Annotated in this window: 10 protein-coding genes; 3 read left to right on the top strand and 7 right to left on the bottom strand. The window is 69.1% G+C overall.

Features of this window, described 5'->3' with window-relative positions; genetic code table 11:
• Window positions 1-127 precede the first annotated feature (127 nt).
• Window positions 128-1,102: a malate dehydrogenase gene (locus tag AB0B61_RS13765; protein WP_358431615.1), complete on the bottom strand. Its 975-nt coding sequence runs from the start codon at window positions 1,100-1,102 to the stop codon at window positions 128-130.
• A gap of 54 nt (window positions 1,103-1,156) precedes the next feature.
• Window positions 1,157-3,100: a transporter substrate-binding domain-containing protein gene (locus AB0B61_RS13760; protein WP_358431614.1), complete on the bottom strand. Its 1,944-nt coding sequence runs from the start codon at window positions 3,098-3,100 to the stop codon at window positions 1,157-1,159.
• 203 nt (window positions 3,101-3,303) lie between these two features.
• Between AB0B61_RS13760 and AB0B61_RS13755 the strand changes: the two genes are divergently transcribed.
• Entirely contained in the window at window positions 3,304-4,440 is a 1,137-nt protein-coding gene (locus AB0B61_RS13755) for a saccharopine dehydrogenase NADP-binding domain-containing protein (protein WP_358431613.1), read from the top strand.
• On the opposite strand, the gene AB0B61_RS13750 is transcribed toward AB0B61_RS13755, so the two are convergent.
• From AB0B61_RS13750 to AB0B61_RS13740, 3 genes are all read right to left on the bottom strand, one after another.
• Window positions 4,415-5,452: a polysaccharide deacetylase family protein gene (locus AB0B61_RS13750; protein WP_358431611.1), complete on the bottom strand. Its 1,038-nt coding sequence runs from the start codon at window positions 5,450-5,452 to the stop codon at window positions 4,415-4,417. The genes AB0B61_RS13755 and AB0B61_RS13750 overlap by 26 nt on opposite strands.
• A 151-nt stretch (window positions 5,453-5,603) precedes the next feature.
• Window positions 5,604-5,894: a DUF3017 domain-containing protein gene (locus tag AB0B61_RS13745; RefSeq protein WP_358431610.1), complete on the bottom strand. Its 291-nt coding sequence runs from the start codon at window positions 5,892-5,894 to the stop codon at window positions 5,604-5,606.
• A gap of 70 nt (window positions 5,895-5,964) precedes the next feature.
• Window positions 5,965-7,086: a citrate/2-methylcitrate synthase gene (locus AB0B61_RS13740; RefSeq protein WP_358431608.1), complete on the bottom strand. Its 1,122-nt coding sequence runs from the start codon at window positions 7,084-7,086 to the stop codon at window positions 5,965-5,967.
• A gap of 181 nt (window positions 7,087-7,267) precedes the next feature.
• Here AB0B61_RS13740 and AB0B61_RS13735 point away from each other — a divergent pair, with 181 nt between their 5' ends.
• Complete coding sequence (locus AB0B61_RS13735; RefSeq protein ID WP_219531308.1) at window positions 7,268-7,918, top strand: FHA domain-containing protein; 651 nt, start codon at window positions 7,268-7,270, stop codon at window positions 7,916-7,918.
• A 43-nt stretch (window positions 7,919-7,961) separates the two neighbouring features.
• Here the strand turns inward: AB0B61_RS13735 and AB0B61_RS13730 are convergent, their stop codons facing one another.
• Window positions 7,962-9,062, bottom strand: coding sequence for an anhydro-N-acetylmuramic acid kinase (locus tag AB0B61_RS13730; protein WP_358431607.1), 1,101 nt, complete (start codon window positions 9,060-9,062; stop codon window positions 7,962-7,964).
• A gap of 108 nt (window positions 9,063-9,170) precedes the next feature.
• Window positions 9,171-10,700, bottom strand: a complete 1,530-nt coding sequence (locus AB0B61_RS13725) for a family 10 glycosylhydrolase (protein WP_358431606.1) — start codon at window positions 10,698-10,700, stop codon at window positions 9,171-9,173.
• A gap of 117 nt (window positions 10,701-10,817) precedes the next feature.
• On the opposite strand from AB0B61_RS13725, the gene AB0B61_RS13720 reads away from it, so the two are divergent.
• Complete coding sequence (locus tag AB0B61_RS13720) at window positions 10,818-12,221, top strand: glycoside hydrolase family 3 N-terminal domain-containing protein (RefSeq protein ID WP_358431605.1); 1,404 nt, start codon at window positions 10,818-10,820, stop codon at window positions 12,219-12,221.
• Window positions 12,222-12,241 lie beyond the last annotated feature (20 nt).

Below are 12,241 nucleotides of genomic sequence, written 5' to 3'. Positions count from 1 at the left end.
CCCGCCGAATCCCCCCGCGGAAATCACTATGTGCCCTTAGCCGCACAAAAGGGAAATAGGCCGCAAATCGTACATATAACCAAAAAGACGCGCGCCCGGAAACGGACGCGCGCCTTGTCAGGACGGATCAGATCAGGCCGAGCGAGGCCACCGCGTCGCGCTCCTCGGTGAGCTCCTGGACGCTGGCGTCGATGCGCTCGCGGGAGAAGGCGTCGATCTCCAGACCCTGGATGATCTCGAACCGGCCCCCCGCCGCCCGCACCGGGAACGACGAGATGAGGCCCTCGGGCACGCCGTAGGACCCGTCGGAGACGACGGCGGCCGAAGTCCAGTCGGTGCCGTTGACCCAGTCGTAGACGTGGTCGATCGCGGCGTTGGCCGCGGAGGCGGCGGAGGAGGCGCCGCGGGCCTCGATGATGGCGGCGCCGCGCTTGGCCACCGTCGGGATGAAGGTGTCGCGCAGCCACTCGGACTCCACCTGCTCGGCCGCGATCTTGCCGCCGACCTCGGCGTGGTAGAGGTCCGGGTATTGCGTGGCGGAGTGGTTGCCCCAGATGGTCATGTTCTTGATCTCGGTGACCGGGACCTGGAGCTTCGCGGCGAGCTGGGACAGCGCGCGGTTGTGGTCGAGGCGGGTCATCGCGGTGAAGCGGTCGGCCGGCACGTCGGGCGCGTTCTGCTGGGCGATGAGCGCGTTGGTGTTGGCCGGGTTGCCCACGACCAGGACCTTGATGTCATCGGCCGCGTGCTCGTTGATCGCCTTGCCCTGCGGACCGAAGATGCCGCCGTTGGCGCCGAGCAGGTCGCCACGCTCCATGCCGGCCTTGCGCGGCATGGCGCCGACGAGCAGCGCGACGTTGGTGCCCGCGAACGCGACGTTCGGGTCGTCGGTGATCTCGATGCCGGACAGCAGCGGGAACGCGCAGTCGTCGAGCTCCATGGCGGTGCCCTCGGCTGCCTTCACCGCCTGCGGGATCTCCAGCAGACTGAGCTTGACCGGGACATTCGGGCCGAGCAGCTGCCCCGACGCGATGCGGAACAGCAGTGCGTAGCCGATCTGACCGGCGGCTCCGGTGACGGTCACCTTGACGGGCGTGGCCATGGCCTTCCCCTAACTCGCAGGATGAATCATTGACTTTCGGATGCTACCCGTTCGTCATCCGCAGGAGACCATCGAGGGTGTTTCCTGCTCGGGAGTGAAGTCCACGTTGGCGAAATGCCGAGCCAGCAGGCTCTTGACGACGCCCTTGCGGTAGAGCGAGGCGATGATCCCGTTGGCCGCCTTGCAGGTCTTCGCGTCTCCGTGCTTGATGCCAATGGCGTAGCGCTCGTCGTTGAGCTTGGCGCCGAGGATCTTGAAGCGCTGGTTCTCGCGGCTGGCGAAGCCGGCCAGGATGAGGTCCTCGCCCGGCACCGCGGCGACGTCGCCGCTCCTGAGCAGGTCCATGCACTGCGCGTAGTTGCCCACCGTGACGAGCTCCACCTTCACGCGGGCCTGGACATTGCCGACGGACGGACTGTCGGGGGCGCAGATCTTCTTGCCCTTGAGGTCGTCGATCGAGTCGATCGAGTCGCCGTCGCGGACCAGGAGGTCGTGGTGGGCCACATAGTACGGGCCGGCGAACTCGACGCCGCTCTTGTCGATGGAGTAGGTGGCGATCACCAGGTCCACGGTGCCGCCCTCCAGCGCCTTCTCCCTCTCGAACTTGGGAATCTTGACGAACTCGGTCTGCTTGGCGCCGAGCTGCTCCGCGACGAGCTTGGCCAGCTCGATGTCGAAGCCCTCGAAGCCGCCGCCACGTTCCAGGGAGACGCCGGGGAGGTCGCCCTTCACGCCGATCACGATCTTCTTCGTCTGCGCCACCTTGTCGACGACCGAGGCGAAGGAGTCCGGCGGGGCGGGATGGGGCGAGGGCTGCTCCTCGCCGAGCGCGAGCTGGAGCCAGTTGTTCTGCACGGCCACGATCGAGGCGGCGGCGATCAGCAGGATCGCCACGGTCAGCGCGACCCACCCCGCGCGGCGCCGGCCGCGTGGCGCGGGCGGGCCGGATTCCGGGGTGGCCATGGTCGGCCGCTCGTCCAGGATTCGGGGCGGTGGCGGCGTGGAGCCGGTCGCCCAGGGGATCGGCTCGCCGCCGGTCACGGAGGACTGCTCCGGCGGATGCATGAGCTGCGCCTTCGACGGCGAGCCCGTGCCGAGCGTCCCGGCCGACACCCTGATGAACGGGGTGGTGTCGTCGCTGGCCACCTGTACGCCCCGGGTCAGCACGGCCGTGGAGGCGCCGACCGTCTCGGGCTGGCCGAGCAGCCGCAGCAGGATCTGGTCGGCCGAGGGCCGCTCCTCGGGCGACTTCGACAACGCCGAGCGCACCACGCCGCGCAGCGGCTCGGGCAGCATGGACACGTCGACCTCGTGGTTGAGGATCCGGTTGAGCACCACCGCGATCGAGTTGCCCTCGAACACGGTCTCCCCGGTGGCCGCGAACGCGATCACCGCCCCCCAGGCGAACACGTCGGTATAAGGCCCGACATCGTCCCCGGCGATCTGCTCGGGAGCCATGTACGCGGGCGTCCCGATGGCCCGGCTGGTGATGGTGCCGCTCGAGTCGATGATCCTGGCGATGCCGAAGTCGACCACCCGCGGCCCGTCGGCGGCGATCAGCACGTTGTCGGGCTTGAAGTCGCGGTGCACGATCGAGGCGTGGTGGATCGCGGTCAGCGCGGTCGCCGTGCCGATCGCCAGCCGGTCGAGCGCCGTCCCCCGCAGCGGGCCGTCCTCGTCGACGATGTCCCTGAGGGCGCGCCCGTCGATGTACTCGCTGGCGATGTACGGCGTGTCGCCGTCGAGATCGGCCTCGATCACCCGGGCCGTGCAGAACGACGCCACCCGCTGCGCTGCCTTCAGCTCCCTGGCGAACCGCGACCTGGCGATCGTGTCCCCACTGAACTTGACATGCAGCAGCTTGATCGCCGCCTGCTCCCCCTCATCGGTGACGCCCAGGTAGACGATGCCCTGGCCGCCTTCCCCAACCCGGCCGACCAGCCGGAACGACCCCAGCTGGCCGGGGTCGCCGGCGACCAGCGGCGAGATCTGCGGCATTCATCTTCCCCACGTTCAAACAAAGCCCAACGACGCAAACTTTACGACGCTCAGTAAGCTCTCAGGGAACCGTTAACCGTTCGTGACGTCACGGTTTGTCGCCAGGAGCAGTATGGCCACCCGCCATCACCATGGTGAGGAGAAACGCCGAATTACCCCAGAATAGGGCGAAACTACGAGAAGCACCGAGGAGGCTCGGGATTATGGCCCGTGCGTACGACATCGTGCTGTTCGGGGCGAGCGGCTTCACCGGCGCGCTCACCGCGGCCTACCTCGCCAAGACGGCCGGCCCCGAGGTCCGCTGGGCACTGGCCGGGCGCGACCGGGCCAAGCTGGAACGACTCGGCCTCGACGTCCCGATCCTGATCGCCGACGCCACCGACCCCGCCTCGCTGGCCGCGATCGCCCGCTCGACCCGCGTCGTCGTCACGACCGTCGGCCCCTACCTCCGGTACGGCGAGCCGCTCGTGGCCGCCTGCGCCGAGGCGGGCACTCATTATCTGGACCTGACCGGCGAGGCCGAATTCGTGGACCGGATGTACGTCCGCCACCACCGGCGGGCCACCGCGACGGGCGCCAAGCTGGTGCACGCGTGCGGCTTCGACTCCATCCCCTACGACCTGGGCGTGCTCTTCACGGTCGACCGGCTCCCGGAGCACGTGCCACTCAGGGTCAGCGGGTTCCTCAGGAGCCAGATGCGGGCGTCGGGAGGCACGCTGGCCTCCGGGATGACGATCGTCTCGCGCCCCCTGCAACTCCTGGAGGCGGGAGCCCGGCGACGCGCGGCCGAGCCGCTGCCGCCCGACCGCCGGGTCAGCTCACTACCCGGCGGCCTGCGCTATGTCGGCGGATGGGCGCTGCCGATGCCGAGCCTGGACCCGCTGATCGTCGGCCGCTCGGCCCGCCTGCTCGACCGCTACGGACCCGACTTCACCTACCGCCAGTACTACGCCGTCAAGACCCTGCCCGCCGCCCTCGCCGTGGCGGCGGGAGCGGGCACGATGGCGGCGCTCGCGCAGATCCCCCCGGTACGCGACTGGATGGCGAGCCGCGTCAAGCCGGGCGACGGGCCCACCCCCGAGCAGCGGGCCCGCAACTGGTTCAAGGTCACCATCCTCGGCGAGGGCGGCGGCCGGCGGGTCGTCACCGAGGTCGCGGGCGGCGACCCCGGTTACGACGAGACGGCCAAGATGCTCGGCGAGTCGGCGCTCTGCCTGGCCTTCGACGACGTGCCGGAGATCGCCGGCCAGGTCACCACCGCCTCCGCGATGGGCCGCCCGCTGATCGAGCGCCTGCGCCGGGCCGGCATCACGTTCAGTACGCGAGAGCCCGTGCAGTGAAGGACGTCCGCAGGAACGGATTCTTGAACTTGGGGAAGGCCACGGTCAACGGGTCGCCGTCTGAGGTGTACCGCATGTCCGGGTTGTTCTTCAGCCAGTCGAGCCAGGCCACCGAGCAGAACTGCTTGCAGTCACCCTTCTTGTCCATCGCCCTGATGCGCGGGATGCCCAGCGGGTCGAAGGACTTGCTGAACGGCGCGGGCGCGGGCGTGTAACCGGCCAGGAAGACTCCCTTGTGGTCATAGGTGACGTCGCCGAGCTTGCCGTGCATGGCCCACTTCTTGTTGTGCGGCTGGTTGCCGTACGGCAGGGCGATGGTCACCGGCTTGACGAAGGCCAGGGAGCTGACCATCGTCTGGATGGTCGCGATCTGCTCCTCGACCTCCTTCTCCGACCGGCCCCGCAGGTTGATGTGGTCGCGGGTGTGGTTGCCGATGTCGAACCCGTTGTCCTTGAGCCAGAGCAGCATCTGGGCCTGCTCGTCGCGCACGGTCTTGCCGAACATGTCGCGCGTGACGTACATCGTGGCCACCGGCCGGAACCCAGGATTCTTCGCCGCCACGTCACGCAGGATGCCGATGGCGGTGTCCGGCGCCAGGTTGCCCATCTCGTCCAGCGTGAGCTGTGAGGGCGAGGAGTCGTCGAAGGTCAGCACGACCGCGTGCTTGCCCGCCGGGATGTCGATCTTGCCGGTGACGTACTCGGCGGCGGTGATCGGTACGTACCCGTCCTTGACCAGCCGTTCGAGGTCTCCCCTGAACTGCTCGGGAGTCCGGTCGTCGGTGGTCGCCGGATTCTTGATCACCCGGTGGAACATCAGCACCGGGATCTGCCCCAGCTCGTTGGCCTTCACCTTGGCGGCCAGCGCCAGCTGAGCGGCCTTGGCCTGCTTCAGCTTGGCCGCCGTGTTGGCCGCGGTGTTCACCGGCTTGGCGGCCGGTTCCGAGCCACAGCCGCACACGACCGCCGTGACCGCGATCAGCCCCACCCCACTCAAAAGACGCAAGCGCATCCGAACCCCCTGGGCCACCTATGACTCTTACCAGGGACTCTTACCCATCTGATCAACTCCGTCACGCTCTGTGAGGGCCAAGAGATGTTCTAGAGACACGGAAAGGGCCGCCCGAAGGCGGCCCCGCGTCGACCGGGTCGGTGGAGGTGGATCACCGGGCCAAAAGGGACATGATCATTCCCTTGAGCTCGTCGTTCGCCAAGATCAGCGAGGTGAGGACGAGCACGAATCCGAACGCCCCGAGCGTGATGACGTCCGTCCTCTTGCTGCGTACGGCGAGCCCGCCGTACCCGGCGAAACGGAGCGCGGCGGCCACCATGACGGCGGCGCCCAACGCGAACCCGCCCCACCGCGGGTCCACGAGGAAAATCAGCGCAACGCCGACGACCGCACCCGCCAGAACCAGCGGGTACGGCCCCCAACTCTCTCCAGAACGACTCAACGTGCCTGCTTATGGTCGCATTCGCTGCGGACCTCCGTTGGCATCGTGCCCCGCTCTCTCCGGTCCAGGCTCATCTCTCCTCGATCGGCTTCCACTTCTGGTCACGCTCACCGATGTACTCACTGTCGGGGCGGATCAGTCTGTTGTCGGCATGCTGCTCGATCACGTGCGCCGTCCATCCGGACATGCGGCTGATCGAGAAGACCGGTGTGAACAGGTCCGTCGGAATGCCGAGATAGTGATAGACCGATGCCGCGTAGAAGTCGACATTGGGATAGAGGCCCTTCATCTCGAAGACGACCTCCTCCATCTCCTTGGACATCCGATAATAGGTGTCGTCGCCGGTGGATTCGGCGAGTTCCTGCGACATCCTGCGCAGGTGCGTGGCCCGCGGGTCCTCGGTCTTGTAGACGCGGTGGCCGAAGCCCATGATCTTCTCGCCGGCGGCCAGCTTCTCGCGTACGGCCTGCGCCACCCCGGTGGGCGAGATCGATTCGAGGGTCTTCATGACCTGCTCGTTCGCGCCGCCGTGCAGGGGGCCCTTGAGCGTCCCGATGGCGGCGACGATGGCCGAGTGCATGTCCGACAGGGTCGCGGCGCAGACGCGGGCGGCGAACGTCGAGGCGTTCATGGTGTGGTCGGCGTGCAGCACCAGGCAGGCGTCGAAGAGCTCGACCTCGCGCTGGGCCGGAACACGTCCGGTGACCTGCAGCAGGAAGTTCGCCGCGATGCTCATCGCCGGGTCGGGCTCCGGGACCTCGGCGCCGTTGCGGGCGGCGTGGTAGCGGGCGACCAGCAGGGGCTGCTGCGCGGTCAGGCGGGCGGCCTTGCGCAGGTTCGCGTCGGGGGCGATCGAGTCCTTGTCCGGATCGTCCGCACCGGAGAGGGAGACGAGGGAGCGCAGGGCCTCCATCGGTTTCTGCTTCTCGGCGATCTCCGGGATGTTCGCGGAGACGAGCGCGCCGAGCTCGCGGCCCCGCACCAGCTCCTCGCCGTACCTGTCCAACTCGTCCCGATTGGGAAGCTTGCCGCACTGCAGCAGGTGAGCGGTCTCTTCGAACGTCGCGCGGCCGGCCAGATCGTGGATGTCGTATCCGCGATAGAAGAGACGACCGGCCTTCCCGTCAATGTCGCTGAGCGCTGTCGACGCGGCTACGACATCGGCCAGGCCTTTCGTGGGCTTGTCCGCCATGAGTGTTTCCTCCGCTTATCTCCGCCCGAAGTCTACCCGTGAGCAGGCAAAACCGGCCGCGAAGGTCCAGACCAATTTCATGCTGGATTCTCCTTATGGCAAAGGCGATTCCGCATCCCCTCGTTTGGGTAAGCCGGAGCTGTAGTAATAGTTACGGCGGGCTACCTGGGGAGGAACTGCCGTGGAGGGGCCGTTCATACGCATCGAGGACACCGGCGAGGTGGTCCCGTTGCGCCCCGAGATCACGACGGTGGGGAGGGGCCGGGGCGCGGACATCCGGCTGACCGACCCGAGTGTGTCTCGACTCCATGCCGAGTTCGTCAGGCGAGGACCCTACCTGTACGTCGTTGATCTGGGCCTGTCCCGCAACGGCACACGGGTGAACGGCAGGCCGATCGCCCGGAGGGTGCTTGACGACGGCGACGTCGTCTCCTTCGGCGCGGCGCGCGGTCGCATCGGCGGAGTCCCCCGTGAGGACTTCACCCCCGAGGTCGAACTGCGCAGGGCCGCTGCGCCCGAGCTGACCAGGCGCGAGGTCGATGTGCTGACCTCGCTCTGCAGGCCGGCGCTGTCGGATGAGGCGTTCGTCGCCCCGGCGACCGCACGTGAGATCGCCGACGACCTGGTCGTGACCGAAGCCGCGGTCAAGCAACACCTGCTGCGGCTGTACCAGAAGTTCCGGATTCCCGAGGGCACCAACCGGCGCACGCGGCTGGCCAACGAGGTCGTCGCGCTGGGCCTGGTGCGCCCGACTCCTGTGGTGCCACCACAGCGGTCGGGGACGTCGGCCGAGCAACAGCAGCCGACGGCGGCCGGACGCAGGGCTTCATAGGTGCAGACCCCGCTACCTGTGGTGGGTCGCTGAGCGCGGCCCACTAGAGGAAACGGATCGCGACCGGCGCCACGGCGAGGGGTTCCGGCAGCACGAGCGGACCGGAGCCCGGCGTCACCGTGCCCAGGACGCGCGCCCCTGAGGCGCCCGTGCAACTGGGCACGGTAGACGGCAGACCGTGCGCGGTGAGCCAGCCGAACAACGAGAAGGCGATCGCCTCCTTCGCGTCGGCGGGCACGCCGAGTTCGTCGCTGGTCACGAGTCGCGTGTCCGGCACGCGTGCGCGCAGCATGCCCATGAGTGTGGGATTGCGCACACCGCCGCCGGAGACGATCACGGTGTCGAGCCCGTGCCGCCGGATCTCGGCCGCCACGGTCTCCGCGGTGAGCGCGGTCAGTGTGGCGACGAGGTCGGCCCGCGGGAGGTCCGCTTTGACGTACCCCGGTGTGAAGAGCTCTTTACCGGTGGATTTCGGCGGCTCCTTCGCGTAGTACGGCTCGGCCAGCAGCCGCGCCAGCAGCGCCGCGTCGACCGTTCCGGCCGCGCCGAGCACCCCGTCCTTGTCGTACGGGGGCGCGGCGGCGTCGATGAGCGCGCACGCGGGGCCGGTGTCGTAGGCGATGGCCGGCTCCCGCACGGTCAGGTTGGCGATCCCGCCCAGGTTCAACGCCCCGGTACGCCCCGGCAGCCCGGCCATGAGCAGCAGGTCGAGGTAGGAGACGAGCGGCGCCCCCTGCCCGCCGGCGGCCACGTCGCGCACCCGCACGTCCGACACCACGGGCAGCCCGGTGCGCTCGGCGATCCAGGCCGGCTGGCCCAGTTGCAGGGTGCCGAGCACCCGGCCGCCCTCCACCCAGTGGAAGAGCGTCTGCCCGTGGGAGCAGATCAGCTCGGCCGCCGGCCCCTCGGCCGCCGCCTCGGCGAACGCCTGGCCGATGAGCGTGTCCAGGGCGCAGACCTCGCCCAGGTCGATCCTGTTGGGCGGCAGCGCGGCCACGATACGGGCTCTCAGGCCTGGCTCGTACGGCCGCTCGCCGGCGTGGATCAGCGTGCCGGTCAGCACACCGCCGTCGAGCGACCAGTCCACGACCGCACTGTCTATCCCGTCGTGGGACGTACCTGAGATGAGGCCGAGAACCCGCATCGCACTCCGTTCATCCGCTCCCGAAGGGGTCTCCCCCGAAAGGACACCAACCACCACGGACCGTCACAGGGATCGAGACGGTCGCGTGACGAACCACCGGGGAACCCGCTACAGCACCCGGAACCCGTTGCTCGGCTTGCTGGTCCGGTTGGCCCGGTCCACGGCGACCACGTAGTAGTGATCTCCGCGCTTGCCCTCCGGGTCCACCCAGCGCACCTGCCGGTCGCCCGGCAGCACCGCGACCAGGTTCCGGGCGTCGGCGAACGCGCTGGACGCGGCCTTGCCGGGGAAGCGGAAGATGGCGAACTGGAAGGGCTCGTGCCGATCCGTCGCGACCGCGCGTACCTCCACCCCGCCGTGTTTCCGCAGCGCGTACGCCAGCACCGGCCGGTGCGGCGCCTCGCCACCCGCCAGCCTGGTCAGCACCGGGGCCAGGGCGGGCCGGGTGTAGTGGTCGTTCACGGCCGTGCTGATCGAGCCGATCCGGTCGGCCCGCAGGTCGTTGGCGTTGTACCAGATGTCACCACTGACCGGGGGATTGTCCCGGTTGAGGGTGAGGTGCTTGGACAGCTCGGCCGGGTTCTGCCATTCGGGCGCGGTCTGGGCGGGGTCGCCCGCCTTGTAGGCGGCCTGGCCGATCCAGAGCAGGGTGCCGGTGCCGTTCGCCACGTCGGACCACCACGGGACGAGCTTGGCGTAGTCGGCCGGGGGCTGGCCGATGTACCAGTAGAGCTGGGGGGCGATGTAGTCGAGCCAGCCCTTCTTCACCCAGCCCCGGGTGTCGGCGTGCAGGCTGTCGTACGACTGGCCGCCGCTGGTCTCGGAGCCGAGCGGGTCGCTGGCCTTGTTGCGCCAGATGCCCGACGGGCTGATGCCCCAGGCGATCTCCGGCTTGACCGCGCGCACGCGCTGCTGCATCTCCGAGACCATGAGGTCGACGTTGTTGCGCCGCCAGGTGGCCAGGTCCGGGAAGCCGGCTCCGTACTGGGCGAAGGCGGCGCTGTCGTCGAAGGCCGTGGTGTTCGTCGGGTAGAAGTAGTCGTCGAAGTGCAGGCCGTCGATGTCGTACCGGGTGACCGCGTCCATGATCGCGTCCTGGCAGAACTTCCGCACCTCGGGCATGCCGGGGTTGTAGTAGAGCTTGCCGCCGAACGGCAGGATCCAGTCGGGGTGCTTGCGTCCCGGGTGGTCGGGGTGCAGCTTGGCCGGGTCGGCCTGCATCGAGACCCGGTACGGGTTGAACCAGGCGTGGAAGGCCAGCCCGCGCTTGTGCGTCTCCTCGACGATGAAGCCCAGCGGGTCGTAGCCGGGGTCCTGCCCCTGGGTGCCGGTCAGCCATTGCGACCACGGTTCGAACGGCGACGGCCAGAACGCGTCGGCGGTCGGCCTGATCTGCACGAAGACGGAGTTCAGCTTGCGCTGTACGGCCAGGTCCAGCCAGGCGAGGTATTCGGCCTTCTGCTGCTCGACGGTCAGCCCGGTCTTGGACGGCCAGTTGATGTTGACCACGGAGGCGATCCACATGCCGCGCATCTGACGCAACGGCGGGACGTAGTCTGCGGCGAAGGCGGGAAGCGGTACGACGGAGGCGGCAGCGGCGAGGGCGAGGCCCTTCAGTAACGTCCTTCGGCTGGGCATGGGGGGTTTGGCCTCTCGGAAGTGGTTGTGTCGAGGGCGACGATGACAGAAAATTACCTTCAATTCAACAATCGTGAAGGAAAATGCCGCATGTCCCCTGACCTGTACCGACTAGCGATGACAGTGCTCCAGCCAGGCTATGAAGGCACGTCGGCTCCCGACTGGTTGCTCAGGGCGCTCGGCGAAGGACTCGGCGGCCTGGTGCTGTTCGCCCGCAACAACCCCGGGCAGCAGCTCGTCCAGCGGTTTCGCGCCGAGAACCCGGGCGCCGTCGTCGCGATCGACGAGGAGGGCGGGGCGGTCACCCGTCTGGAGGTCACCTCCGGCAGTTCCTTCCCGGGCAACCGGGCGCTCGGCGTGGTGGACGACGTGGCCCTGACGGAGCGCGTGGGCCGCCAGATCGGCCGGATGCTCGCCGAAGCGGACATCACGCTCAACTACGCGCCGTCCGCCGACGTCAACGCCAACCCCGCCAACCCGGTGATCGGCGTCCGCTCGTTCGGCCCGACCGCCGACCTGGTCTCGCGCCACACCGTGGCCTACGTCAACGGGGTACAGGGTGCCGGGGTCGCCGCCTGCGCCAAGCACTTCCCCGGCCACGGTGACACGGTCACGGACTCGCACCTGGCGCTGCCGACCGTACACGCCTCGCGCGAACTGATCGACGAGCGCGACCTGCCGCCGTTCAGAGCCGCGATCGCGGCCGGCGTGCGCTCGGTCATGTCGGGTCACCTGCTGGTGCCCGCCCTCGACCCGGCGATGCCCGCGACGCTCAGCCGTACCGTCATGACCGAGCTCCTCAGGGGCGAGCTCGGCTTCGACGGGATGCTGGTCACCGACGCGATCGAGATGCGGGCGGTGGCCGCGATGTTCGACCCAGGGGAGATCGCGGTCCGCGCGCTCGGCGCGGGCGTCGACGCCATCTGCGTGGGCCTGTCGACCGAGCGCAGCCTGCACGACATCCGCGACGCCATCGTGACCGCCGTCCAGTCGGGCGTCCTCCCGGAGGAGCGCCTGGCTGAGGCCGCCGCCCGGGTCCTCGCCCTGTCCGACTGGTACGCCCGGCAGTCGGCCCTGCGCGACAAGGCCCGCGCCGACGTCGACGAGGGTGCGGGCCTGGAGGCCGCCAGGGCCGCGCTGACCGTGACGGGGTCGGCCACCTTGACCCGGCCGCCGCTGGTCGTGGAGGTCAACACGCGCTTCAACAAGGCGGTGGACCCCTCGACGCCGACCGGCATCACGGCGGCGCTCAGCACGCTGCTGCCGGGCACCACGCGGGTTCAGATGGAGCCGGAGGGCGAGCTGCCGCCGTTCGACGAGCGGCCGGTCGTCCTCGTGGTGCACGACGCCGCCCGTTATCCGTGGGTACGGGAGACGGTGGCGCGGGCCGTACAGGTGCGGCCGGAGGTGATCGTCGTGGACACCGGCATCCCCGGCCCGCCCGAGGGCGCCGCGCACCTGGTCACGCACGGCATCTCGCGCGTCTCGGCGCAGGCGGCGGCCGAATGGCTGACCCGGTGACCGGGCGCCTCCGTCTATCG

This window comes from Nonomuraea sp. NPDC049158, from assembly GCF_040648335.1.
In the GTDB taxonomy this organism is placed as follows: Bacteria; Actinomycetota; Actinomycetes; order Streptosporangiales; family Streptosporangiaceae; genus Nonomuraea.
This window is presented reverse-complemented; position numbering and strand designations above follow the sequence as displayed.

Coding starts and splice junctions, on each gene's coding strand:
- AB0B61_RS13765 (WP_358431615.1), bottom strand. CDS start 1,102: ATGGCCACGCCCGTCAAGGTGACCGTCACCGGAGCCGCCGGTCAGATC.
- AB0B61_RS13720 (WP_358431605.1), top strand. CDS start 10,818: ATGACAGTGCTCCAGCCAGGCTATGAAGGCACGTCGGCTCCCGACTGG.
- AB0B61_RS13760 (WP_358431614.1), bottom strand. CDS start 3,100: ATGCCGCAGATCTCGCCGCTGGTCGCCGGCGACCCCGGCCAGCTGGGG.
- AB0B61_RS13750 (WP_358431611.1), bottom strand. CDS start 5,452: ATGCGCTTGCGTCTTTTGAGTGGGGTGGGGCTGATCGCGGTCACGGCG.
- AB0B61_RS13755 (WP_358431613.1), top strand. CDS start 3,304: ATGGCCCGTGCGTACGACATCGTGCTGTTCGGGGCGAGCGGCTTCACC.
- AB0B61_RS13725 (WP_358431606.1), bottom strand. CDS start 10,700: ATGCCCAGCCGAAGGACGTTACTGAAGGGCCTCGCCCTCGCCGCTGCC.
- AB0B61_RS13730 (WP_358431607.1), bottom strand. CDS start 9,062: ATGCGGGTTCTCGGCCTCATCTCAGGTACGTCCCACGACGGGATAGAC.
- AB0B61_RS13740 (WP_358431608.1), bottom strand. CDS start 7,086: ATGGCGGACAAGCCCACGAAAGGCCTGGCCGATGTCGTAGCCGCGTCG.